The 22,562-nt window shown below is 56.9% G+C and carries 26 protein-coding genes; 21 read left to right on the top strand and 5 right to left on the bottom strand.

The features are described 5' to 3' along the window. Positions 1–79: 79 nt before the first annotated feature. Both rpsE and rpmD read left to right on the top strand, forming a co-directional pair. Complete coding sequence (rpsE, locus tag AC2FLB_RS07840; protein WP_142639778.1) at positions 80–649, top strand: 30S ribosomal protein S5; 570 nt, start codon at positions 80–82, stop codon at positions 647–649. Positions 650–661: 12 nt separating this feature from the next. Continuing rightward, complete coding sequence (gene rpmD, locus AC2FLB_RS07835) at positions 662–850, top strand: 50S ribosomal protein L30 (protein ID WP_008757946.1); 189 nt, start codon at positions 662–664, stop codon at positions 848–850. Between the two features lie 122 nt (positions 851–972). Here rpmD and AC2FLB_RS07830 read toward each other — a convergent pair whose 3' ends face one another. Continuing rightward, positions 973–1,986 (bottom strand): radical SAM/SPASM domain-containing protein, encoded by a 1,014-nt coding sequence (locus AC2FLB_RS07830; protein ID WP_496708998.1) that lies wholly within the window; start codon positions 1,984–1,986, stop codon positions 973–975. Positions 1,987–2,498: 512 nt separating this feature from the next. Between AC2FLB_RS07830 and AC2FLB_RS07825 the strand changes: the two genes are divergently transcribed. The 9 genes from AC2FLB_RS07825 (at position 2,499) to rplQ (ending at position 9,103) form a co-directional block, all read left to right on the top strand. After that, positions 2,499–2,711, top strand: coding sequence for a DUF1127 domain-containing protein (locus AC2FLB_RS07825; protein WP_496691902.1), 213 nt, complete (start codon positions 2,499–2,501; stop codon positions 2,709–2,711). Positions 2,712–2,888: 177 nt separating this feature from the next. Next, positions 2,889–3,716: a hypothetical protein gene (locus AC2FLB_RS07820; RefSeq protein WP_496703481.1), complete on the top strand. Its 828-nt coding sequence runs from the start codon at positions 2,889–2,891 to the stop codon at positions 3,714–3,716. Between the two features lie 153 nt (positions 3,717–3,869). Beyond that, entirely contained in the window at positions 3,870–4,343 is a 474-nt protein-coding gene (gene rplO / locus AC2FLB_RS07815; protein WP_142639772.1) for a 50S ribosomal protein L15, read from the top strand. Between the two features lie 109 nt (positions 4,344–4,452). Beyond that, entirely contained in the window at positions 4,453–5,817 is a 1,365-nt protein-coding gene (gene secY / locus AC2FLB_RS07810; RefSeq protein ID WP_271951986.1) for a preprotein translocase subunit SecY, read from the top strand. Continuing rightward, positions 5,814–6,458, top strand: a complete 645-nt coding sequence (locus tag AC2FLB_RS07805; protein WP_142639768.1) for an adenylate kinase — start codon at positions 5,814–5,816, stop codon at positions 6,456–6,458. Before secY ends, AC2FLB_RS07805 begins: the two co-directional genes overlap by 4 nt. A gap of 200 nt (positions 6,459–6,658) precedes the next feature. After that, the gene (gene rpsM / locus AC2FLB_RS07800) at positions 6,659–7,027 is read left to right on the top strand and encodes a 30S ribosomal protein S13 (RefSeq protein WP_142639766.1); all 369 of its coding nucleotides are present in this window, start codon (positions 6,659–6,661) and stop codon (positions 7,025–7,027) included. A gap of 14 nt (positions 7,028–7,041) precedes the next feature. Beyond that, on the top strand, positions 7,042–7,431 hold the full coding sequence (rpsK, locus tag AC2FLB_RS07795) for a 30S ribosomal protein S11 (protein ID WP_037311698.1): 390 nt from the start codon (positions 7,042–7,044) through the stop codon (positions 7,429–7,431). A gap of 115 nt (positions 7,432–7,546) precedes the next feature. Further along, complete coding sequence (locus AC2FLB_RS07790) at positions 7,547–8,563, top strand: DNA-directed RNA polymerase subunit alpha (protein WP_281995981.1); 1,017 nt, start codon at positions 7,547–7,549, stop codon at positions 8,561–8,563. Positions 8,564–8,680: 117 nt separating this feature from the next. Next, positions 8,681–9,103 (top strand): 50S ribosomal protein L17, encoded by a 423-nt coding sequence (gene rplQ, locus AC2FLB_RS07785; protein ID WP_142639761.1) that lies wholly within the window; start codon positions 8,681–8,683, stop codon positions 9,101–9,103. Positions 9,104–9,207: 104 nt separating this feature from the next. Here the strand turns inward: rplQ and AC2FLB_RS07780 are convergent, their stop codons facing one another. Further along, complete coding sequence (locus tag AC2FLB_RS07780; RefSeq protein WP_496708997.1) at positions 9,208–9,807, bottom strand: TetR/AcrR family transcriptional regulator; 600 nt, start codon at positions 9,805–9,807, stop codon at positions 9,208–9,210. Between the two features lie 91 nt (positions 9,808–9,898). Here AC2FLB_RS07780 and AC2FLB_RS07775 point away from each other — a divergent pair, with 91 nt between their 5' ends. The 10 genes from AC2FLB_RS07775 (at position 9,899) to AC2FLB_RS07730 (ending at position 20,426) form a co-directional block, all read left to right on the top strand. Then, complete coding sequence (locus AC2FLB_RS07775; protein ID WP_496708996.1) at positions 9,899–10,282, top strand: hypothetical protein; 384 nt, start codon at positions 9,899–9,901, stop codon at positions 10,280–10,282. A 182-nt stretch (positions 10,283–10,464) separates the two neighbouring features. Beyond that, positions 10,465–11,847, top strand: a complete 1,383-nt coding sequence (locus tag AC2FLB_RS07770; protein WP_281973751.1) for a trypsin-like peptidase domain-containing protein — start codon at positions 10,465–10,467, stop codon at positions 11,845–11,847. A 4-nt stretch (positions 11,848–11,851) separates the two neighbouring features. After that, entirely contained in the window at positions 11,852–13,165 is a 1,314-nt protein-coding gene (locus tag AC2FLB_RS07765; protein ID WP_496708995.1) for a replication-associated recombination protein A, read from the top strand. Positions 13,166–13,273: 108 nt separating this feature from the next. After that, on the top strand, positions 13,274–14,317 hold the full coding sequence (locus AC2FLB_RS07760; RefSeq protein ID WP_496709005.1) for an RluA family pseudouridine synthase: 1,044 nt from the start codon (positions 13,274–13,276) through the stop codon (positions 14,315–14,317). Continuing rightward, on the top strand, positions 14,314–14,985 hold the full coding sequence (locus AC2FLB_RS07755) for an HAD-IA family hydrolase (RefSeq protein WP_496708994.1): 672 nt from the start codon (positions 14,314–14,316) through the stop codon (positions 14,983–14,985). Before AC2FLB_RS07760 ends, AC2FLB_RS07755 begins: the two co-directional genes overlap by 4 nt. A 4-nt stretch (positions 14,986–14,989) precedes the next feature. Further along, the gene (locus AC2FLB_RS07750; protein WP_496703472.1) at positions 14,990–15,697 is read left to right on the top strand and encodes an ATP12 family chaperone protein; all 708 of its coding nucleotides are present in this window, start codon (positions 14,990–14,992) and stop codon (positions 15,695–15,697) included. A gap of 206 nt (positions 15,698–15,903) precedes the next feature. Further along, on the top strand, positions 15,904–16,920 hold the full coding sequence (locus AC2FLB_RS07745; protein ID WP_142639749.1) for an amino acid ABC transporter substrate-binding protein: 1,017 nt from the start codon (positions 15,904–15,906) through the stop codon (positions 16,918–16,920). 127 nt (positions 16,921–17,047) lie between these two features. Beyond that, the gene (locus tag AC2FLB_RS07740; RefSeq protein WP_496691910.1) at positions 17,048–18,316 is read left to right on the top strand and encodes an amino acid ABC transporter permease; all 1,269 of its coding nucleotides are present in this window, start codon (positions 17,048–17,050) and stop codon (positions 18,314–18,316) included. Between the two features lies 1 nt (position 18,317). Then, complete coding sequence (locus AC2FLB_RS07735; protein WP_142639745.1) at positions 18,318–19,622, top strand: amino acid ABC transporter permease; 1,305 nt, start codon at positions 18,318–18,320, stop codon at positions 19,620–19,622. A 12-nt stretch (positions 19,623–19,634) separates the two neighbouring features. Beyond that, on the top strand, positions 19,635–20,426 hold the full coding sequence (locus AC2FLB_RS07730) for an amino acid ABC transporter ATP-binding protein (protein ID WP_142639743.1): 792 nt from the start codon (positions 19,635–19,637) through the stop codon (positions 20,424–20,426). Between the two features lie 47 nt (positions 20,427–20,473). Here AC2FLB_RS07730 and AC2FLB_RS07725 read toward each other — a convergent pair whose 3' ends face one another. From AC2FLB_RS07725 to argB, 3 genes are read right to left on the bottom strand one after another with little or no spacing between them, the layout of a single operon-like run. Beyond that, positions 20,474–20,971: a SixA phosphatase family protein gene (locus AC2FLB_RS07725; protein WP_496708993.1), complete on the bottom strand. Its 498-nt coding sequence runs from the start codon at positions 20,969–20,971 to the stop codon at positions 20,474–20,476. After that, a complete protein-coding gene (locus AC2FLB_RS07720; protein WP_496708992.1) occupies positions 20,968–21,642 on the bottom strand; it encodes a ferredoxin in 675 nt (224 codons plus the stop codon). The genes AC2FLB_RS07725 and AC2FLB_RS07720 overlap by 4 nt, the downstream gene beginning before the upstream one ends. A gap of 20 nt (positions 21,643–21,662) precedes the next feature. Next, positions 21,663–22,526 carry an acetylglutamate kinase gene (argB, locus tag AC2FLB_RS07715; protein ID WP_142639737.1) on the bottom strand — a complete coding sequence of 288 codons (864 nt, stop codon included), beginning with the start codon at positions 22,524–22,526 and terminating at the stop codon, positions 21,663–21,665. Positions 22,527–22,562: the final 36 nt, after the last annotated feature.

Here is a 22,562-nt window from a genome sequence, read left to right as displayed (position 1 = left end):
GGGGCCTCGGCAATAGTCGAGGCTCACTTGGATTGAAACAACGGCGCCGTAATGCGCCACATGAGAAAAGGGATGCCAAATGGCAGAACGTGAAAACCGTCGGGGCCGTGGCCGCGACCGCGACGAAACTCCGGAATTCGCAGACCGTCTGGTCGCGATCAACCGCGTGTCGAAAACCGTAAAAGGTGGTAAGCGCTTTGGCTTCGCCGCTCTGGTGGTTGTCGGCGATCAGAAGGGCCGCGTCGGCTTTGGCAAGGGTAAAGCAAAAGAAGTACCCGAGGCCATCCGTAAGGCAACTGAACAAGCCAAGCGTCAGATGATCCGCGTGCAGCTGCGCGAAGGTCGGACCCTGCACCACGATATCGAAGGCCGTCACGGCGCCGGTAAAGTGGTTATGCGCTCGGCACCTGAAGGTACTGGTATCATCGCCGGTGGTCCGATGCGTGCTGTGTTCGAAATGCTGGGCGTCAAGGACGTTGTGTCCAAGTCGTTGGGCTCGCAGAACCCGTACAACATGATCCGCGCCACCATCAACGGCCTGCAAAAAGAGCAGAGCCCGCGTTCGGTTGCACAGCGTCGCGGCAAGAAAGTTGCTGACATCCTGCCCAAGCGGGACGAAGCGCCTGTTGCTGCTGAAGCAGAAGCATAAGGAGAGCGACCCATGGCAAAAACCATCGTCGTCAAGCAGATCGGTTCCCCGATCCGCCGCCCCGCCGAACAGCGCGCGACCCTGATCGGTCTGGGCTTGAACAAGATGCACAAAACCCGTGAGCTGGAGGATACTCCTTCGGTCCGCGGCATGGTCAACAAGATCCCGCATCTGGTAGAGATCATCGAAGAACGCGGCTAATCGCGAGTTCTTTGAAGACTTAAAAACGCCTCCGATCTGATCGGGGGCGTTTTCTTGTTTGGCCGGTCGTCTTTTTTCCGGCTCGTCATATGGTGCTGTTCAGTGCCTCGGCGCAAATTCGGCTATGACCCGAGCGTCTTTTTTTCTGCAAACTCAATGTCGACTTCATGGCGCAACGGGGGTTCTCTGCCTGGTTTTTCGTACAGCCTGGGGCATCCATCGCAAAAACTGGCTGCTGCTTCGCGTTTGGAATGAGCACGCGGGTTCCAGACCTGCCGGCGCAGAGCTTTGTATTTTTCGTTGTTCCAGATGGTTTCAAGTGGTTGGTCGAAAACATTTCCCAACACATGCGGATCACGGTTCTTGTCGGAAACATATTGGCGGCCGGATCGCCAGAGACAGCAGGGAATCACATCGCCATCAAAGCGAATGACAGTGCTGCTGTGGGGCCAATGGCACCTTGGGGTGAGGGATGATGACAGGGGCGGGCCATTTTCAATCCGATCGGGATCGTCGTCTACGACGTTGTACAGATCTCCATTTGCATCGAACCGTAGCCCTTCAAACGTGGTAAAGGCGTCGATACCAATCTCGTCTACAATGGCCTTCACCTGATCCAGTTCATCCTCGGCGTGATGGGGGAAAGAGATATGCTGTATTTCTATGAACGGAGATTTCAGACCCTTCCTCTTTTTATAGCCAGCCAGTAGTCGCAGGTTGTTCAGAACGAAATCCAGGCGTCCGCGAACACGGGTAACCTGAAAGCTTTCCTGCGTCGCGCCATCAACTGAGATTGTGATATGGCTAAGCCCGGCATCGACCAGGTCATGAACCCTCTCGGCTTTTAGCCGATAGCTGAAATGGGTGGTGATATGGCTTTCCAAACCGGCTGCGGTCGTGGCCCGGATCATGTCGTTGAGGTCCGGGTGTGCCAGAGGATCGCCATAGTAGAACAGGCTTACACCAAGCGCGCGATCTTTGATCTGGCCAATGATATGCCGGTACTGCTGAAGGCTGAGTTTGTCCTGCTTTCCGAAATTCTGATCGCTGAGTAATGGCCGGTTGCGTCGGGACGGGTTCGCATGGACGCAATGTGGACAGGCTAGTGAGCACAGCGGCGAAATATCAATTTTCACCAGAGACGGCAGCGGGGCGGCTTGTTGAGAGTGAAGAAGATAGCCCCGAACGTTGCGCAACAGGTTTGCCGATTGCTTCAAGGAAGGACGGCGCTGAATCCAGCGCAACCTTCTAATAACGCTTGAAACCAAAGGCATGGAGTATCCTCATTCATGAAGTCGAGGACGCCCTAAACGTGCGAGGCGAAAATGGTAAAACAGGCCGAAATAGCCCGATAGTTCACGGATATGTGATAGAATAGTGAAAATATGGGTCCGTAAAAGAAAAAAGATATTAAAATATATAAATTTGATAGATCATATCTTTAGCCGAGAAATCCACAGGTCTATTTCAACGAAAGCCTGTAGTGGGATGTCTAAACAGTGTTTTCACTGCCATTCCCCCAATGCATACCGGCCAGACCGAATCTTCTGTTGTTAGCGTTATCTGGCGTTCTTATTTGAGCTTTGTCCCAAATAGGAACGCAAACGAAATCTGGAGAATACGCTCCGGTTTAGAAAGGAATATAGAAATGGCAAACACAGCAACTTTTTCCCGCGAAGGCTTTGGTCTGACCGCCCGCATCGCAACTCTGATCGCACGCGTGAAAGAGGCCTATGCCCTGCGCGCCGAATTCGGCCGCACCTATTCAGAGCTTCAGAACCTGACTGATCGTGAACTGAACGACATTGGTATCCGCCGGTGCGATATAAGTGATATTGCGCATAAGCACGTCTACTGCTGAGAACCTGGCAAGCTGAACAACACCGAGGCGCCATTTGGCGCCTCTTTTGATTCTGCGTGCTTGAAAGGCACAGGCACGGTGAAATTGGTCGCTCTGCATTGTGGATCGTTTGGAAATTTTCCATGAGAATTATTAGAGGGGGCTATGTCCCAATAACGCGATGACGAGGCTGACACAGTGCGAGACTACCAGATCGGCATGTTGTGGGTGGATGGCCCGCTGAGCTTTCTCGAGCAGCTCTGCATCAAATCCTATCTGGATACCGGTCAATCCGTTCGCCTCTACACCTATGGGAATGTCTCCGGGATACCTGAAGGTGTGGATACCCGCGATGCGCGCGATGTGATGCCTGGCACAGAATTCATTGCGCATAGCCGTACTGGTAGCCCGGCGCCGCATTCGGACAAGTTCCGATACCGCATGTTGGCGCAGGAGCCCGATTTGATATGGGCGGATACGGACGCCTATTGCATGCGTCCTTTCACAACGGAGACCGGGCATTTTTACGGAATGCTCGAAGGAGAGATTGCGATCGGCGTATTGGGCATTCCGTCAGACAGCCCGGCGCTGGATCTGCTCATCGAATATACAACGGACCCGTATCGGATTCCGCCATGGCTGCCCAAACGATATCAGGAACCCCTTCGTGCGGCACAGGATGCAGGTGATCCGATCAATGTGCCCTCGCAATATTGGGGCGCATGGGGTCCGTCAGCCTTTGCCTGGGCTTTACGGCAAACCGGCGAACACCAATTTGTTCTGCCTGAGCATGTGTTCTATCCGGTGAACTTTACCAGACGGCGCGCTTTGGCACGCCCAAACGCCGATTTATCCAGGTTCTTCCACGAGGACACAGTTTCCATTCACTTTTATGGTCGCCGGATGCGTTCGATCCTTAGGAACAGGTATAATGGCCTGCCAGATCCAGATAGCCTGGTGGGTAAGCTTCTGGCCAAACACCGGATTAATCCACTGGACGCGCCAATCCAAAATGCTGAAGGCTAGACAGTTTGGGCGTTGTTCACTTCAAAACTTGCATCCTCAGCCACAAAGCTGTATCGGGCTCCGGTGGCGTACTGCGCCGCAAGAATCAAAACCAAGAAATGCCGTGTTTGACCCATCACGCTTCGGGGTCATTTCCGGCGAAGGAGAAGCGAAATGAAACTGAATGAATTGCGCGACAACCCAGGCGCCACACCGAAACGGACCCGCGTCGGCCGTGGTCCCGGTTCCGGCAAAGGTAAAATGGGTGGCCGTGGTATAAAAGGTCAGAAATCCCGTTCGGGTGTAGCCATCAATGGCTACGAAGGCGGTCAGATGCCGCTGTACCAACGCCTGCCCAAGCGCGGCTTTAACAAGCCAAACCGCAAAGCGTTTGCCGTTATCAACCTGGGCCTGATCCAGAAATTCGTCGACGCCGGTAAGCTGGACGCCAAAGCTGCGATCACCGAGGACGCACTGGTTGCATCCGGTCTGGTTCGCCGTAAACTGGACGGTATCCGCGTTCTGGCCAAAGGCGAAATCAGCGCCAAGGTGACCCTGGAAGTAACTGGTGCTTCGAAAGCTGCCGTTGAGGCAGTCGAAAAAGCAGGCGGTTCACTGACGGTCACAAAAGCCGCTGCGGCAGAGTAAGCGCTTGTGAGCGGGCCAAGACCCGCTTACATAGACCTCAGAGTTTTCCAAGACGCCGCCCGAGCCGGAAAACGGTTCCGGGCGGTGTTTTCATAAGAGAGACCGATTTATGGTATCAGCAGCAGAACAAATGGCAGCCAACACTAGCTGGGCTGCTTTGGGCAAAGCCACCGATCTGCGCAACCGCATCCTGTTCACACTGGGTTTGTTGATCGTCTATCGCCTGGGCACTTTTATACCGGTGCCGGGGATCGACGGACAGGCCCTGCGTGAGTTCATGGAGCAAGCGGGGCAGGGCATCGGCGGTATGGTTTCGATGTTCACCGGCGGGGCGCTTGGGCGGATGGGTATCTTTGCCCTCGGCATCATGCCTTACATCTCGGCCTCGATCATCATTCAGCTGCTGACCTCGATGGTTCCCGCGCTCGAACAGCTCAAGAAAGAGGGCGAGCAGGGTCGTAAGAAGATCAACCAATATACCCGTTTCGGCACCGTGGCGCTGGCCACTGTTCAGGCCTATGGCTTGGCCGTTTCGCTGGAGTCGGGCGATTTGGCGACCGATCCGGGCCTCTATTTCCGCCTGTCGACTATGATTACACTGGTTGGCGGCACCATGTTCCTGATGTGGCTGGGTGAGCAGATCACCGCGCGCGGCATCGGCAACGGTATCTCTCTGATTATTTTCGTTGGCATCATCGCCGAGGTTCCGGCAGCGCTGGCGCAGTTCTTTGCCAGTGGCCGCAGCGGCGCAATCAGCCCCGCAGTGATCATCGGTGTGATCGTCATGGTGATCGCGGTGATCACCTTTGTGGTGTTCATGGAACGCGCCCTGCGCAAGATCCACATTCAATACCCGCGCCGTCAGGCCGGTATGAAGATCTATGAGGGCGGCTCGAGCCACCTGCCGGTCAAAGTGAACCCGGCCGGCGTTATCCCGGCGATCTTCGCCAGCTCTTTGCTGCTGCTGCCGGTGACGATCTCAACCTTCTCATCGGGTGCGACCAACGGGCCGATCATGTCCTGGCTGCTGGCCAATTTTGGACCTGGTCAGCCTCTGTACCTGCTGTTCTTTGCGTCGATGATCGTGTTCTTTGCCTATTTCTACACGTTCAACGTGTCGTTCAAACCGGATGACGTGGCGGATAACCTGAAAAAGCAGAACGGTTTTGTGCCGGGTATCCGTCCGGGTAAGAAAACCGCCGAGTATCTGGAATACGTGGTCAACCGCGTTCTGGTTCTGGGTTCGGCTTATCTGGCGGCGGTTTGTTTGCTGCCTGAAATCCTGCGGGGCCAGTTTGCCATTCCGTTCTATTTCGGTGGTACTTCGGTTCTGATTATCGTCTCTGTGACCATGGATACGATCCAACAGGTTCAGAGCCACCTGCTGGCGCATCAATACGAAGGGCTTATCGAAAAGTCCCAACTGCGCGGGAAGGGTAAGAAACGCGGCAGGAAGGGACCCGCTCGTCGATGAATATCATTCTTCTGGGCCCCCCGGGGGCGGGTAAAGGAACGCAAGCGCGTCATCTTGTTGAAACACGCGGCATGGTGCAGCTGAGCACGGGAGACATGCTGCGCGAAGCCAAAACCTCGGGCACCGAGATGGGCCTGAAGGTTGCAGCCATCATGGATGCCGGCAAGCTGGTCACCGATGAGATTGTCATCGGCCTGATCGAAGAGAAGCTGACCACCGAAACCGGTGCCGGTTTCATCTTTGACGGTTTTCCGCGCACATTGGCACAAGCCGACGCATTGGCGGCTTTGCTGACCAAGCTGGGCCAGTCACTGCACACTGTGATCGAGATGCGGGTGGATGACGATGCCCTAGTGGATCGGATCACCGCACGTTCGACCTGTTCGGGCTGTGGCGAGGTCTACAATGACAAGACCAAGCCGATTCCGGCAGATGGTCGCTGCACCAACTGTGGTGAGCAAAAAGAGTTCACGCGTCGCGCTGACGACAACGAAGACAGCCTGCGCACGCGGTTGATGGAGTACTACAAAAAGACGTCGCCGCTGATTGGTTATTACTACGCCAAAGGCGATCTTCGCCCGGTCAATGGGTTGGCCGATATCAAGGAAGTGACTGCGTCGATCGAGGCCGTACTCGGCTAGCTCCAATATGGCCTTGACGCCAAGCGCAAAAGCCCATATCGACCCCCATCCCTAAAGGGAATCAAGATCGCAGGCGGGATTCGTCCTAACTGCCCCGACCACCTCGAATAATACTGGGCCCTCTGGCGTCACTGCCACGGTCAAGTGTTGTGAAAAAAGGTTCCGGAGCTACGGAACCGCAACAAAAAGGAAAGTGACACGTGGCACGTATTGCCGGCGTAAACATCCCGACTGCAAAGCGGGTACCTATCGCCCTCACATATATCACCGGTATCGGCAACACCTCGGCGCAGGCCATCTGCGAAGCCGTAGGCATTGAAGCGCACCGTCGCGTCAATGAGCTGTCGGATTCCGAAGTTCTGGCCATCCGCGAACATATCGACGCAAACTTCACCGTCGAAGGTGACCTGCGTCGCGAAGTTCAGATGAACGTCAAGCGCCTGATGGATTTGGGTTGCTACCGCGGTCTGCGTCATCGTCGTAACCTGCCCGTTCGCGGTCAGCGTACCCATACCAACGCTCGTACCCGCAAAGGCCCCGCAAAGGCCATTGCTGGCAAGAAGAAATAAGGAGGGTCTGACCGATGGCACGCGAAAAGACTCGTACCAAGAAAAAAGAGCGCAAGAATATCGCATCGGGCGTGGCCCATGTGAATTCGACCTTCAACAACACCAAGATCCTGATCTCAGACGTGCAAGGCAACGCCATTGCATGGTCGTCGGCCGGGACCATGGGGTTCAAAGGGTCGCGTAAATCTACACCGTATGCTGCTCAGATGGCTGCGGAAGACGCAGGTAAAAAGGCGCAGGATCACGGCGTCAAGACGCTGGAAGTCGAAGTTCAGGGTCCCGGTTCGGGTCGTGAATCGGCTCTGCGCGCGCTGGCTGCAGTGGGCTTCAACATCACGTCGATCCGCGACGTGACGCCGATCGCTCATAATGGTTGCCGCCCGCCGAAGCGCCGCCGCGTCTAAGCGAATTAGAATTGAGCTGGGGCCCGCGTTTTCGCACGGCCCCAGCACGTCATTTTGAACCTCGGGCGTCTGCACCTTGTTGGTCATGGGGCGCGGACAGGAATGGAGGGATTACATGATCCACAAGAATTGGGCAGAATTGATCAAGCCGACCCAGCTGGAAAGCAAGCCGGGCAACGACCCTGCGCGCCAGGCAACGCTGGTTGCGGAACCGCTGGAACGTGGCTTTGGTCTGACTTTGGGTAACGCGCTGCGCCGCGTTCTGATGAGCTCGCTGCAAGGTGCGGCCATCACCAGCGTTCAGATCGACAACGTCCTGCACGAATTCAGTTCGGTTGCAGGCGTGCGTGAAGACGTCACCGACATCATTTTGAACCTTAAGCAGGTTGCCCTGCGCATGGAGGTCGAAGGCCCCAAGCGTCTGTCGATCAATGCTAAAGGCCCGGCAATCGTCACCGCAGGCGACATCAGCGAAAGCGCTGGCATCGAGGTTCTGAACCGCGATCACGTCATCTGTCACCTGGATGATGGTGCCGACCTGTTCATGGAACTGACCGTCAACACCGGTAAGGGCTATGTTTCGGCTGAAAAGAACAAGCCAGAAGATGCACCTATCGGCCTGATCCCGATCGACGCGATCTATTCGCCGGTTAAAAAGGTCGCCTATGATGTTCAGCCGACGCGTGAAGGTCAGGTTCTAGACTATGACAAGCTGACCCTGAAGATTGAGACTGACGGTTCGATCACCCCCGAGGACGCGTTGGCCTATGCTGCGCGCATCCTGCAGGATCAGCTGTCGATCTTCGTCAACTTCGATGAGCCGGAAGCGGCTGGTCGTCAGGACGAGGATGATGGTCTGGAGTTCAACCCGCTGCTGCTGAAGAAAGTAGATGAGTTGGAACTGTCGGTCCGTTCGGCAAACTGCCTGAAGAACGACAATATCGTCTACATTGGCGATCTGATCCAGAAGACCGAAGCCGAGATGCTGCGCACCCCTAACTTCGGCCGCAAGTCGCTGAACGAGATCAAAGAAGTGCTGTCCGGCATGGGTCTGCACCTCGGCATGGATGTCGAGGATTGGCCGCCTGACAACATCGAAGATCTGGCGAAGAAATTCGAAGACGCGTTTTAAGCGCGTCTTCCCAATGCCCGCGCTTGCGGGGAATGCACGGGCAATCATGCCCCAAGGAGAGCCGGTGACACGCATCGCCGGCCAGACAAAGCAAAACGCTGAAGAAGGAACTAGAAAATGCGTCACGCACGTGGTTACCGCCGCCTGAATCGTACTCATGAGCACCGTAAGGCTCTGTTTGCGAATATGGCTGGCTCGCTCATCGAACATGAGCAGATCAAAACAACTTTGCCCAAGGCAAAAGAACTGCGCCCGATCGTTGAAAAACTGATCACTCTGGGCAAGCGCGGCGACCTGCACGCCCGTCGTCAGGCCGCATCGCAGCTGAAAGAAGACAAAGACGTCGCAAAGCTGTTCGAAATCCTGGGCCCCCGTTACGCCGAGCGTCAGGGAGGTTATGTCCGCATCCTGAAAGCAGGCTTCCGCTATGGTGACATGGCCCCGATGGCGATCATCGAATTCGTTGACCGCGATCTGGACGCCAAAGGCGCTGCAGACAAAGCGCGTACCGCCGCCGAAGAGGCCGCAGACGAAGAATAAGAAAGCCCGGCTTTCATGTGAAAACCCCCGTGTCTCGGACGCGGGGGTTTTTCTTATGGAGCCAGTCGCAAGTCCGCTCTGCTCTTGGTATGTTTCAGCTTTAGTCAGGGCCCGAGAAGCGTTTGCAAATGTCTGGTTGCTGCTTCTGCGCGCCTTGCCAATGTTCCTGGATCGGGTTTTTCTGTGCGCCCGATCGCGCGCTGGATCTGAAGATCACCAATCAACAATCCCAAATACAAATCAACCACGTCCGAAATATCGTCGCTGATTAGCTCTCCATTGGTTCTGGCAGCTTCAAACAGCTGTGCCAGGAGAGGGGAAATTGTTTCCCGACCCGCCTCTGACAAGGCTTTACCTAGTTGGCCGGTTGCGTCAGCTGCGGCCGCGCGATTCAGAGAAACTGCCTTCTCGCCCAATATGATATCCAGCAATACCGGCCCAAAGGCGTCGAGTGTTTCGATCGAGGCTTCACGCTGTGCAAGCGCGTTTTCAAGCAACGTTTTTGCTTCCGCAGCGTTTCGTGACACCATGGTGCGGAACAAGCCAAGCTTATCGCCATACCAGTTGTAGAGCGTTTCGTTTGAGCAGCGGGCACGTTTGGCGATGCTCAGCATCGAAGTTCCCGCGAAACCTTTTTCTGCGAGCAGTTCATAAGCCGCTGTTTCGATCTGTTCCTGCCGGGCAGTGCGTAGGTGATCTTTCAATCTGGCCTCCTGAATGGTGTTGACACTAAGCCGTACATTGGGTTACGGCTTAACGCAACCGTACACTTTGTTACGGAAAAAGGAGGCGAATTTGATTTATGAGAAAGATCGGGCGGCCAATGCTGCTTTGTTGACACTTATCGTTTTGCAGATCGTTATGCTGAGCGCTCTCTATGCCGGAGTACCGCCACATCCGCCCACAGCTACACCACTGTTTGGGATCGCGCCTTTTATTGGAGCCGCACTCAGCGCAGCCTGCGCTGCGATCCTCCTTGGCGCCACGGAAACAAAGGCCGGTATATGCCTGACACTTTTAGCAGCACTTCTTGCTTCGGTTTCCTTCGGACCGCAAAAGTACGCAGACGAGCAGTTTCCCCTGATCTGGCCCGCAGTACTCGTAGGGCAGGGTGCCATACTTACGCTTGTCGTTTTGGCATACAGATCGGTTCGCTTGAAACCGAGACAGCTCAGCTAATACCTAACCGTCTGACTATGAACGTCGTAGTCAGGCGGTCGGACATGTCAAATGTGGCTGGACTGGCTTTATCTTGTCAGGGTGGTGATGACTGAAGTCTGGCAGAAACTCCAATACCGCGCTTGCAAACCCAGACATCGCGCCGCATATCCAAAACAGTCCAAAAATTTTCGGGAACTATGATGCTTCGCGCCACGGCCTTCGCTTTATCGCTTTTGTCTGCCTCTGCCGCGGCGGAAACCAGGGTGCCACGTTCTCAGGCCGAAATAAGCCTAGGGTTTGCGCCGGTGGTGAAACAGGCCGCGCCGGCTGTGGTGAATATCTACGCCAAGATCGTGCGCGAAGGGCGCTCGAATTCACTGTTCTCTGACCCGTTCTTTCAGGATTTCTTTGGCGGCGGCTTTGGCGAACCGCGACCGCGCGTTCAGAATTCGCTGGGGTCGGGTGTGATCCTGACGGATGACGGTTATGTGGTCTCTAACTATCATGTTGTTGGTTCAGCGACAGAAATACGGGTCGTCACGACGGACCGGCGCGAGTTTTCGGCCGAGGTGGTTCTGGGCGATCAGGAAAGCGACATCGCCATTCTGCGTCTGAAAGATGCCGAGGCGTTGCCTTCGATCGACATGCGGGATTCCGATTTGGTTGAGGTGGGTGAATTGGCTCTGGCCATCGGCAACCCGTTCGGCGTCGGGCAGACGGTATCATCGGGCATTATCTCGGGGCTGGCGCGGACCGGTACGGCGACGGGCAATGCGCGGGGCTATTTCATTCAGACGGACGCGGCGATCAATCCCGGCAATTCGGGCGGGGCGCTGATCGATGTAAACGGTGATCTGATTGGCATCAACACCTCGATCCTGACACGTTCTGGCGGATCGAACGGGATCGGCTTTGCCATCCCTGCCAATCTGGTTGCCGAATTCCTGCGGCAAGCGCAGGCCGGCAATGACAGTTTTGTCAGCCCCTGGGCCGGAATGGCAGGGCAGCACATGAGTGCGGATATCGCTGAGTCTCTGGGCTTGGTCATCCCACAGGGTGTGGTGATTTCGGATCTCCATGCGCTCAGCCCGTTGGCCGAGGCAGGGTTGCAGGTTGGGGACGTCGTGACCCATGTCGACGGGGATGAGGTGAACTCGCCGGCAGAGATGAAATTCCGCATGTCAGTGGCCGGTGTGGGCGGCACGTCGGTGGTGACGCGACTGCGCGGCGAGGACCGAGCTGAACTTGAGGTCGCTTTGGTCAAAGCGCCCGAGGTTCCGGCAGCGGAAGTGACGACGCTGAACGATGAAACCGTGATGCCAGGCCTGACCGTGTCGCGGATCAACCCTGCTGTTATCGCGCGGCTGGGGCTTTTGCTGTCGCAGACGGGGGTGGTTGTGGTCGACGCGGGCCGCTATGGCGGTCGGTCCGGGCTGCGTCCGGGCGATGTGGTCGATGGGATAAACGGCGCGCGGGTCGAGCGACCTGCTGATGTCGTGAAGGCGCTGACCGATCCGGGGCGTCGGATCAATCTGGATATCCTCAGGGGCGGGCGGCCGGTTTCCTTGCGGTTCAGGCTGTGACCGGATGAGTGACCTTTTCGATACCGGGTCACCTGACCCTGCGCCACCTGTACATCGCCCGCTGGCCGACAGATTGCGCCCGCAAACGCTGGCCGAGGTGATCGGGCAGGAACAGGTGTTGGGCCCGGATGCGCCTTTGGGCGTGATGCTGGCCTCGGGCAGTCTGTCGAGCCTGATATTCTGGGGGCCGCCCGGTGTCGGCAAGACCACGATCGCGCGGCTTTTGGCGCAAGAGACGGACCTGAATTTTGTGCAGATCAGTGCCATCTTTACTGGTGTTCCCGACCTGAAGAAAGTGTTCGAAGCTGCGAAGATCCGGCGTCAGAACGGGCAGGGGACGTTGCTGTTCGTTGACGAAATCCATCGCTTCAACAAGGCGCAGCAGGACGGGTTTCTGCCGCATATGGAGGATGGTACGATCCTCCTGGTCGGGGCGACCACGGAAAATCCATCGTTCGAGCTGAACGCCGCTGTGCTCAGCCGAGCACAGGTGTTGGTGTTGGAAGGGCTCAGCCCTGCCGATCTAGAACGCCTGACGCAACGCGCTGAGCAGGAACTGGACCGTGGGTTGCCACTGGACTCTGCGGCCCGTGGTGCGCTGCAAGAAATGGCCGATGGCGACGGGCGCGCGCTGTTGAACCTGATCGAACAGGTGGCCGCGTGGAAAGTTGAGGGCACGCTGGACCTTGAAGCCCTGTCGACCCGGCTCATGCGCCGTGCCGCGAAATACGACAAATCTGGAGATGAGCATTACAACCTGATCTCGGCTCTGCATAAATCGGTGCGGGGGTCCGACCCCGATGCCGCCCTGTACTGGTTCGCGCGAATGCTGACGGGAGGCGAGGACCCAAGGTATTTGGCGCGCCGGATCACGCGAATGGCGGTCGAGGACATTGGTCTGGCTGATCCGCAGGCTCAGGCGATCTGTCTGCAGTCCTGGGAAACCTACGAACGCTTGGGCAGCCCCGAGGGCGAGCTGGCGTTGGCGCAGGCGCTGGTCTATCTGGCGCTGGCGCCGAAATCGAACGGGGCCTATGTGGGCTATAAGGCGGCGATGCGTCTGGCCAAGCAATCGGGCAGCGAGCCGCCGCCCAAGCATATCCTGAACGCGCCGACCTCTTTGATGAAGGATCAGGGCTATGGCGCGGGCTATGCCTATGATCACGATGCCGAGGATGGGTTCTCCGGCCAGAACTACTTTCCCGAAACCATACCGCGCCCGGTTCTGTATCAACCGGTCGAACGCGGGTTCGAGCGAGAGCTGAAGAAACGGCTGGACTACTTTGCCAAGCTGCGTTCGCAACGGAAACCAGACTAGCCCGGCTTGACTCTTTGGCCGATGCGCGCGACAGACGCGCATGTTTTCTGGGACAATGTTTACAGCGTCGTCCGGGCGGGTCTGCCGCGCGGCGCAAGGGGCAATGGCATGAGTGGCGTGCAGATGATTACAGTTGCGGTTGGGGATGGCGACCAGCGGGTGGACCGCTGGCTGCGGCGCCTGTTTCCGCATGTCAGCCAAGGGCGCATCGAAAAAATGTGCCGCAAGGGCGAACTGCGTGTGGATGGCGGACGGGCCAAGGCCTCGACCCGGCTTGAGGTCGGTCAGGTCGTGCGCGTGCCGCCCCTGCCCGATGCGGATCACAAGCCGGTCGAGGTCAAGCCGCGGATCACCGATGCGGATGTGAAGATGATGCAGGCTTGCGTGATCTATCGCGATGACCTCGTGATCGCGCTGAACAAACCGCAAGGATTGCCGGTGCAAGGCGGCAGCGGCCAGACCCGGCATGTGGACGGGCTGTCCGAGGCGCTGCGCTTTGGATATGACGAAAACCCCCGATTGGTGCACCGACTGGACAAGGATACCTCGGGCGTGCTGTTGCTGGCCCGCACACGCGAGGCCGCCAAAGCACTGACCGCCGCTTTCCGTCACCGGGACACGCGCAAGATATATTGGGCTCTAGTCGCTGGGGTGCCGACCCCTTATCTGGGCGAGATCAAGACCGGTTTGGTCAAGGCCCCGGGCCATGGCAGCCAGGGCGAGGGCGAAAAGATGATCCCCGTTCATCTTAACGAAATCAACGATACGCCAGGCGCGAAGCGGGCCCATACACTTTACGCTACGCTATACCGCGTGGCCGGACGCGCCGCCTGGGTCGCGATGGAGCCGATCACCGGCCGCACTCATCAGTTGCGTGCGCATATGGCAGCGATTGGGCATCCAATCATCGGGGATGGAAAATACGGCGGTTCGGGTCAAGAGAACCTTGGCGATGGCTGGGGTGCGCAGTTGGGAGGTGTGATCAGCAAAAAGCTGCACCTGCATGCGCGGCAGGCTTCGTTTCAGCACCCGGTGACGCGTAAGAAGATCACGGTCACCGCACCCTTGCCCGATCATATGAAACACAGCTGGGACACATTCGGATGGGCCGAAGACCTGGCTGCGGATGATCCGTTCGAGTCTCTGCAATGAGCAGACCCTTGCGTCTGGTACTATTTGATGTGGACGGTACCCTGGTCGATAGCCAAAGCAGCATTGTTGCGGCCATGACCGCCAGCTTTGATGCCTTGTCTCTGCCTGTTCCGGATAGGGCGGGGATCTTGTCCATAGTCGGATTATCTCTGCCACAAGCCATGGCGCAGTTGGTGCCCGAGTGTTCTGCTGCGGATCAGGCACGGTTGGTAGAGGGCTATAAACAGGCCTATCACGCGCATCGACTGGAACAGGGAATGGCCAGCTCGCCGCTTTATCCCGGCGCGCGCGAGGTCGTCGAGGCGCTACATGCGATCCCCGAGGTTCTGCTGGGCGTGGCGACAGGCAAATCGCAACGTGGTCTGGATGCTTTGATCGAAGGTCACGGTCTGCAAGGCTATTTCGTGACCCGGCAGGTCGCAGATCACCACCCGTCAAAACCGCATCCTTCGATGATCGACACGGCAAGGGCCGAAACCGGCGTCGATGCGGTTGATACGGTCATGATCGGGGATACCCGATTCGACATGGATATGGCCGCCGCCGCCGGTGTCACCGGAATTGGCGTAACCTGGGGGTATCACGAACGACCCTCTCTGGCCGCCGCCTCTCGTACTATCGAAACGTTTGACCAGTTGCCGGGCGCACTGGACGATATCTGGACCTGAAGACATGAGTGACTGGAAACCGAAACGATTTTGGACTGCATGTCAGGTGGTAGAGGCCGATGGCGGATTTACGGTCGAATTGGACGGTCGTAGGGTCAAAACACCTGCGCGGGCCGGACTTATCCTGCCGACCTTGCCGATGGCTCAGGCCATTGCGGCCGAATGGGACGCGCAGGAAGAACAGGTTGACCCAGGGACGATGCCCTACACGCGTTCGGCCAATGCAGCCATCGACAAGGTACAGATTCAGCACGCCGAAGTTGCAGACATGCTGGCCGATTATGGCGATTCGGATTTGCTGTGCTATCGCGCCGCTCACCCGCAAGAGTTGCAGCAGCGGCAAGCTGAACAGTGGGACCCGGTGTTGGACTGGGCCGCGGAAGCCATGTCGGTTCGCCTGCGGCCCGTCACAGGTATCCTGCATCAGCCGCAAGACGTGGCGGCGCTGGATCAGTTGCGCCGGCGAGTGCATGATTTCAACAACTTCCAACTGGCTGCCTTCCACGACCTGGTCAGCCTTTCGGGCTCGTTGATCCTTGGGTTTGCGGCCACTTCCGATTGGTGTGATGCGCAAGAGATCTGGCGGATTTCGCGGTTGGACGAGCTGTGGCAAATCGAACAATGGGGCCATGACGACGAGGCGCATGAAGCAGCCGAAGTCAAACGTTCTGCCTTTTTACACGCTAAACGCTTCTACGACGTCTCTGATTGATCTTAGATTTCTGAATTTTTACCGCTCTGATGGACATCTGTGAGTTGATCCATCGTTTTCCCTGATCCGACCCTTGACGTTTGTTTATGAATGCGACCAAACTCGTGCGCACTAAAGGGGAGACACCTTTGGGGAAACCTTTCTGGTACCTGAGGTGCCGGATAGAACCGTCCCTGAACGGGATGGACAATCAGGAAGAGGTAAAAATGAAAAAATCCGTAATCTTGGGCGCGGCCACAGTTGCCGGTCTGGCCGCAGGCGCAGCCATGGCGGGAACCGTGGACGACGTCAAGGCGCGCGGTAAGCTGAACTGCGGTGTGACCACCGGTCTGGTCGGCTTTGCCGCGCCCGACGCAAATGGTGAATGGCAGGGCTTTGACGTTTCGTTGTGCCGCGCCGTTGCCGCTGCGGTTCTGGGTGACGCAAGCGCCGTTGAATTCGTTCCGACCACAGGTAAGACACGCTTTACCGCGCTGGCTTCGGGCGAAATCGACATGCTGGCCCGGAACACCACATGGACCTTCAGCCGCGACGTAGACCTGAAGTTCGAATTCGTCGGTGTAAACTATTACGACGGTCAGGGCTTTATGGTTCCCAAAGCGCTGGGCGTAAGCTCGGCCAAGGAACTGGACGGCGCGACTGTCTGCATCCAGACCGGCACCACCACCGAGCTGAACCTGGCGGATTTCTTCCGCTCGAACAACATCAGCTACGAGCCGGTTCCGATCGAAACCAACGCAGAAGCGCAGCAGCAGTATCTGGCTGGCGCATGTGACGTCTACACCACCGACGCATCGGGCCTGGCCGCAACACGCGCCACGTTCGAAAACCCCGGTGATCACATCCTGCTGCCCGAAATCATCTCGAAAGAGCCGCTGGGCCCTCTGGTCCGTCATGGCGACCACGAGTGGGGCGACGTTGTTCGCTGGACACTGAACGCACTGGTTTCGGCTGAAGAGCTGGGTGTGACCTCGGCGAACATCGACGAGATGTCTGCTGGCACCGACAACCCCGAAGTGAACCGTCTGCTGGGCAGCGAAGGCACTCTGGGTGAGATGCTGGGTCTGGACGCACAGTGGGCAATGCGCGCCATCAAGGCGGGTGGTAACTATGGTGAGGTCTTTGCCAAGAACATCGGTGAAGAAACCCCAATCGGTCTGGCACGCGGCCTGAACGGTCAGTGGACCGATGGCGGCCTGCTGTACTCGCCGCCGTTCCGCTAATATCCATTGAAGAGGGCGCAGTTCATCCTGCGCCCTTTTTCAATCCATAAGAAACAGTCCCGGTTAGATTGAACAGAGATCAACTCTGTCTGCGAATAACGGGATGACACGGGGATATACATAGGTCATGTCGACTCTCACTGACCCGCCAAAGGAGCAGTTCCGGCTGTCCATGCTCCTTTACGATACGCGGTACCGATCTGCGACCATCCAGGTCATTGCAATGATCGGTTTCATGCTTTTGGCAGCCTGGATCATTTCCAACACCATTCAGAACCTCGAAGCACTTGGTAAACCCGTAGAATTCGGGTTCTTCGGCGAACCTGCAAGTTACGATATCAACCAACGCCTGCTGGAATACGATTCTCGAGACAGCCACTTGCGTGCTGGGCTTATCGGATTGCTAAACACACTTGTTGTTGCAGTTCTCGGCTGTATCACGGCGACGATTATCGGTGTTTTCGTTGGTGTATTGCGGCTTTCAAACAACTGGTTGATCGCGCGGATCATGACTGTTTATGTCGAGATGTTCCGTAACGTGCCTGTGCTGCTTTGGATCGTTCTGGCTATGGCCATTCTGATCGAAGGTTTGCCGGCACCCAATGCATTCCGAGGCGAAACCCCGACGGCCACGATGGATTTTTTCAACTCTGTCGCCGTCACCAATCGCGGTGTCTATATCCCAGAGCTCCTGTTTTCACGCAGTCTTGGCGATATCCACTTGTTTGGTGCGTCCAGCTTACGCTTCGACATTTCATTGGATCTGGTTGCCTTTCTGGTCGTTTTGGCGGGCAGCATTTTTGTAATGCGCAAAGTATCCGCTAATGCCGCTGCAAAACAGGAAGCAACTGGTGATCGCCCAACCATCTGGCATATTCAGTTGGGTATACTGTTTGTGCCGATGTTGATCCTGCTGACTGCGTTGGGATTCCATTTGGGATACCCGGAACTGAAAGGGTTCAACTTCAAAGGCGGCACCCATTTGCGGAACTCGCTTATCGCATTGTGGTTGGCCCTGTCCCTTTACACTGCAGCTTTCATCGCTGAGATCGTGCGGGCCGGAATTCTCGCCATTTCCAAGGGGCAGACCGAGGCCGCCGCCGCGCTGGGTATACGCCCGAGCCGGATTATGCGTCTGGTGATCCTGCCGCAAGCGTTGCGCGTGATCATCCCGCCAATGATCTCGAACTACCTGAACCTGACCAAGAACTCGTCTCTGGCGATTGCGGTGGGATATATGGATATCACAGGTACCTTGGGTGGCATCACCATGAACCAAACCGGCCGCGAGCTGGAATGCGTTCTACTGCTGATGCTGGTCTATCTGTGCATCTCGCTGAGCATCTCGGCAGTGATGAACTGGTACAACAATAGTGTCAAATTGGTGGAGCGGTAATATGAGTGATGTTTCATTTGTCCGCGCGGAAATGTTGCCGGAGAAAGCGCCACCAGCGTCCGAAGTGGGAATAGTAGGTTGGGTTAAGCACAATCTGTTTTCTGGTTGGTTCAATTCGATCCTGACTTTGGTTTCGCTCTATGCGATCTACTATGTGTTGTCGGGCGTTCTGCCATGGACGTTCCAATCCGTCTGGAATGCCAATTCACTGACTGAGTGCCGTGAGATCATGATGGCAACCTGGGGAGACACCCATGGTCATGCTTGCTGGGCTGTCATCAATGATCGCTGGCTGCAGCTGTTGTTCGGATTCTACCCGAGCCATCTGTACTGGCGGCCGATTCTGGCGCTTGTTCTGTTGCTGGTTGCTCTGGCACCAGTGCTGTATTCGGACCGTGTTCCGAGCAAGTTGCTGATCTTTAGCGCGATCTACCCCTTCCTGATGCCTTGGTTGATGTGGGGTGGTACCATCTGGGGGCCATTGTCGGCGGCACTTGGATTTGTTGCCGGCTGGGCCGTCTACACCGTCGTCAGCAAGCAACAAAGCGAATTGCTCGGGATGATCGGTGGTGCAGTGGCTGCGTTGATCTGGTGGCTGTTTCTATCGAGCTATTTCGTTGGTGCCATGGATTCGATCCTGCCGATCGGTATCGAAGCCGTGCAAAGTCGTCAGTTCGGTGGTTTCATGCTGGCGATCCTGCTGGGTGTTGTGGCCATCGGTGTCTCGCTGCCGATCGGTATCGTGTTGGCGCTGGGCCGTCAGTCGGACCTTCTTATCGTCAAATACATGTGTGTGGGCTTTATCGAGTTCATTCGCGGCGTGCCGCTGATCACGCTACTGTTCGTGGCCTCGCTGCTGTTGAACCTGTTCCTGCCACCAGGCACCAATTTTGACATCATCCTGCGGGTGATGATCATGATGACCCTGTTCTCAGCCGCCTATATGGCCGAAGTGATCCGGGGTGGCCTGGCTGCATTGCCACGAGGTCAGTACGAGGGCGCCGACAGTTTGGGCCTGAACTACTGGCAGGCACAGCGTTTGATCATCATGCCGCAAGCCCTGAAAATCTCAATTCCGGGCATCGTGAGCACATTCATCGGGATCTTCAAGGATACGGTTCTGGTGTCGATCATCGGACTGTTCGACGTGCTTGGCCTTGCCAACGCGATCCGCGCTGATACCGCTTGGAACGGCATCTACTGGGAACTGTTCGCTTTTATCGGCGCGCTGTTCTTCGTCGTCTGCTTCTCCATGTCCCGTTATTCCATGTATCTGGAGCGCAAGCTTCAGACTGGCCATCGTTAAGGAGTTCAACACATGTCTGAACTTGCAATAGACCGCGAAATCGACCGATCCAAGATGCAGGTGAGCGACGAGGTCGCCATCGAAATCAACAACATGAACAAGTGGTATGGGTCTTTCCATGTGCTGCGCGACATCAATTTGACCGTCAATCAGGGCGAGAGGATTGTTATCGCGGGGCCGTCAGGGTCGGGTAAGTCCACCCTGATCCGCTGTCTGAACGCGCTGGAGGAACACCAGCAAGGCACGATCATGGTGGATGGGACGGAACTGTCGAATGACCTGAAAAACATCGACAAGATCCGGTCCGAGGTCGGGATGGTGTTCCAGCACTTCAACCTCTTCCCGCATCTAACCATTCTGGAAAACTGTACGCTGGCCCCGATCTGGGTGCGCAAGACGCCCAGGAAAGAGGCTGAAGAGCGTGCGATGCACTTCCTAGAGAAGGTGAAAATCCCAGAACAGGCCGACAAGTATCCTGGCCAGCTTTCGGGTGGTCAGCAGCAGCGTGTTGCGATTGCCCGTTCGCTCTGCATGATGCCGCGGATCATGTTGTTCGACGAACCTACATCGGCGCTGGACCCTGAGATGATCAAAGAGGTGCTCGACACTATGATCGAGCTGGCCGAAGAAGGCATGACCATGCTTTGTGTGACCCACGAGATGGGTTTTGCCCGTCAGGTCGCCAACCGCGTGATCTTTATGGATGCCGGTCAGATTGTGGAACAGAACGAACCAGAAGAGTTCTTCAACAACCCACAAAGCGAGCGGACCAAGCTGTTCCTGAGCCAGATTTTGGGTCACTGATCCCGATCGGAAGAACCATGAAAGGCGGGGTTTTTGCCCCGCCTTTTTTATTCCGGCAACTCGCGTGGAATGACGAACCCCAAGACATCCCCACTGTGCCACCGAAGCGCGGCCCAGGAGTTGATCTCGAACTGTATGACTGTTGTTGCGCAGGTCGGGTAGTCATCGAAACGGCCGTGATCTGGCGCCTGCCGCACAAGCTGTCTGGCGAATTCAGCGATCCCGGGGTTGTGGCCCAGCATCAGCACGGTTTGACCCGTAGCCTGCGACAGGACCCGCATCATGAGATCAGGACCGGCCAGATACAGCGCGCGCTCGAACCGGATCGGATCGGCGTGCAACCCCATCCTGTCCCATGTCTCGCGGGTTCTGACAGCGGTAGAGCTGAGAACCTCATCCGGCAGCCAGCCGTTGCTGCGCAGCCAGTCGGCCACGGCGGGTGCTGATTTGCGCCCACGCTTGTTCAATGGCCGATCATGATCGCTGAGCGTCGGCTCATCCCAACTGGATTTGGCATGGCGGGTCAGGATCAGGGTGCGAGTCATGACGGGTGAAAAGACCTCATGTGGTGGGCGGATTGTTCTGGGTCCCGCCCGGCCCCGGGGCTGAGAGGGCAGGCCAGGCGCGCAAGGCAGCCACCGGTCATGCAGGTTTGGCCCTGCTCTGTGTTCAGATGCCCGTGGCAGGCCTCAACGTCATAGAAGCTGTGGGTGTTCAGGGCCCCGACTGGGCAGGTCTGAGCGCAAGGGGCATCGCATGTAACACAGGGCGATGAGTTATGGGCACCGGGAATCTCGAATTCCTCATCAAAATGCAGCGCGCCGCGATACGAGATCATCATACCGACCGTGTCATGCACCAAGGCGCCAACAGGGCTGCTGAATGTACGCCCCGATTTCAGCGCCCAGTCGATAAACGGCACATAGGGTGGGCCACCGAATGGGAAATAGGCTTGCGCCCCCAAATCCTGCGCCATCTGATTGACGACGCGGTACGACCACCGGTCAACAGGGTCGGGACCTTGCCATTCAGGGGCTGATTTCAAAACAGGCCAGAACGTGGGCCCTGCACCTAGCAGGATCAGGGTGCCGCTGTCCAATTGCTTGGCATTAGCGCGCCCAGGATGCAATGCACCCATCACGATAAGCCCAACCTCAGCTGCCGCGCTGTCGACACGTTGATAAATGTTCGGAGAAGGTGCGGTTTGTTCTGTCATGTCACCTCCGTCGCAGTCGATCAATCGGGTCGGATCAGCGACCCAGCTCCGTGTTCGGTGAACAGTTCCAGTAGCACCGCATTGGGCGCGCGCCCATCCAGTATGACTACGGCCCGTACCCCACTATGTAGTGCGTCCAGCGCCGTTTCGGTCTTGGGGATCATTCCGCCTGCGATGGTCCCGTCCAGGGTCATCTCGCGGATCTGACCGGCTTTTAGCTCGGTCACGACCTCTCCGGCAGCGTTCTTGACGCCTGATACGTCGGTCAGCAACAGCAGACGGTCTGCCTTCAAGGCCGAGGCGATGGCACCGGCGGCGGTGTCACCGTTGACGTTGAACGTCTCACCTTCGCGCCCAGCGCCCAGAGGCGCAATTACCGGGATCACGTCATGCGTAAACAGATCGTGCAGGATTTCGGGTTTCATCTCGGAAGGAGAGCCAACAAACCCCAGCGAAGCATCGGTTTGATCACAGATCATCAGGTTGGCGTCCTTGCCCGACAGGCCAACCGCAGTCCCTCCCTGTCCGTTGATGGCCTGAACAATGCGTTTGTTCACGAGGCCGGACAGGACCATCTCGACCACTTCGACAGTCGCCTTGTCCGTCACACGCTTACCGTTCACGAAATCGGATTGGATATCGAGCTTGTCCAGCATCGCGTTGATCATGGGACCGCCGCCATGTACCACAACCGGGTTGATGCCCACTTGGCGCATCAGAACCACGTCACGGGCAAAGCTTTCCATCGCTTCATCGCTGCCCATGGCGTGTCCGCCCAGCTTGATGACGACAATGGCCCCGTCATAGCGCTGCAGATAGGGCAGTGCGCTGTTCAATGTGGCGGCGGTGGCGATCCAATCCCGGTTCATATCTCTTGTCTTCATGGCTAAGGTCCCTCTGGCCCACCGTGTTAGGGCCTT

It is taken from the genome of Ruegeria sp. CDSA236 (assembly GCF_059611285.1).
Note: the sequence above shows the minus strand (reverse complement) of the source record. Positions and strands in the feature narration are given on the sequence as shown.

Excerpts from the sequence above, each read along its gene's own strand:
- AC2FLB_RS07760 (WP_496709005.1), top strand. The coding sequence starts at position 13,274 with ATGAGTGGCGTGCAGATGATTACAGTTGCGGTTGGGGATGGCGACCAG.
- AC2FLB_RS07770 (WP_281973751.1), top strand. The coding sequence starts at position 10,465 with ATGCTTCGCGCCACGGCCTTCGCTTTATCGCTTTTGTCTGCCTCTGCC.
- AC2FLB_RS07755 (WP_496708994.1), top strand. The coding sequence starts at position 14,314 with ATGAGCAGACCCTTGCGTCTGGTACTATTTGATGTGGACGGTACCCTG.
- rplQ (WP_142639761.1), top strand. The coding sequence starts at position 8,681 with ATGCGTCACGCACGTGGTTACCGCCGCCTGAATCGTACTCATGAGCAC.
- AC2FLB_RS07805 (WP_142639768.1), top strand. The coding sequence starts at position 5,814 with ATGAATATCATTCTTCTGGGCCCCCCGGGGGCGGGTAAAGGAACGCAA.
- rpsE (WP_142639778.1), top strand. The coding sequence starts at position 80 with ATGGCAGAACGTGAAAACCGTCGGGGCCGTGGCCGCGACCGCGACGAA.
- rpsK (WP_037311698.1), top strand. The coding sequence starts at position 7,042 with ATGGCACGCGAAAAGACTCGTACCAAGAAAAAAGAGCGCAAGAATATC.
- AC2FLB_RS07725 (WP_496708993.1), bottom strand. The coding sequence starts at position 20,971 with ATGACTCGCACCCTGATCCTGACCCGCCATGCCAAATCCAGTTGGGAT.
- AC2FLB_RS07745 (WP_142639749.1), top strand. The coding sequence starts at position 15,904 with ATGAAAAAATCCGTAATCTTGGGCGCGGCCACAGTTGCCGGTCTGGCC.
- AC2FLB_RS07730 (WP_142639743.1), top strand. The coding sequence starts at position 19,635 with ATGTCTGAACTTGCAATAGACCGCGAAATCGACCGATCCAAGATGCAG.
- AC2FLB_RS07750 (WP_496703472.1), top strand. The coding sequence starts at position 14,990 with ATGAGTGACTGGAAACCGAAACGATTTTGGACTGCATGTCAGGTGGTA.
- rpmD (WP_008757946.1), top strand. The coding sequence starts at position 662 with ATGGCAAAAACCATCGTCGTCAAGCAGATCGGTTCCCCGATCCGCCGC.
- argB (WP_142639737.1), bottom strand. The coding sequence starts at position 22,526 with ATGAAGACAAGAGATATGAACCGGGATTGGATCGCCACCGCCGCCACA.
- secY (WP_271951986.1), top strand. The coding sequence starts at position 4,453 with ATGGTATCAGCAGCAGAACAAATGGCAGCCAACACTAGCTGGGCTGCT.
- AC2FLB_RS07735 (WP_142639745.1), top strand. The coding sequence starts at position 18,318 with ATGAGTGATGTTTCATTTGTCCGCGCGGAAATGTTGCCGGAGAAAGCG.
- AC2FLB_RS07790 (WP_281995981.1), top strand. The coding sequence starts at position 7,547 with ATGATCCACAAGAATTGGGCAGAATTGATCAAGCCGACCCAGCTGGAA.
- AC2FLB_RS07825 (WP_496691902.1), top strand. The coding sequence starts at position 2,499 with ATGGCAAACACAGCAACTTTTTCCCGCGAAGGCTTTGGTCTGACCGCC.
- rplO (WP_142639772.1), top strand. The coding sequence starts at position 3,870 with ATGAAACTGAATGAATTGCGCGACAACCCAGGCGCCACACCGAAACGG.
- AC2FLB_RS07740 (WP_496691910.1), top strand. The coding sequence starts at position 17,048 with ATGTCGACTCTCACTGACCCGCCAAAGGAGCAGTTCCGGCTGTCCATG.
- AC2FLB_RS07720 (WP_496708992.1), bottom strand. The coding sequence starts at position 21,642 with ATGACAGAACAAACCGCACCTTCTCCGAACATTTATCAACGTGTCGAC.
- AC2FLB_RS07765 (WP_496708995.1), top strand. The coding sequence starts at position 11,852 with ATGAGTGACCTTTTCGATACCGGGTCACCTGACCCTGCGCCACCTGTA.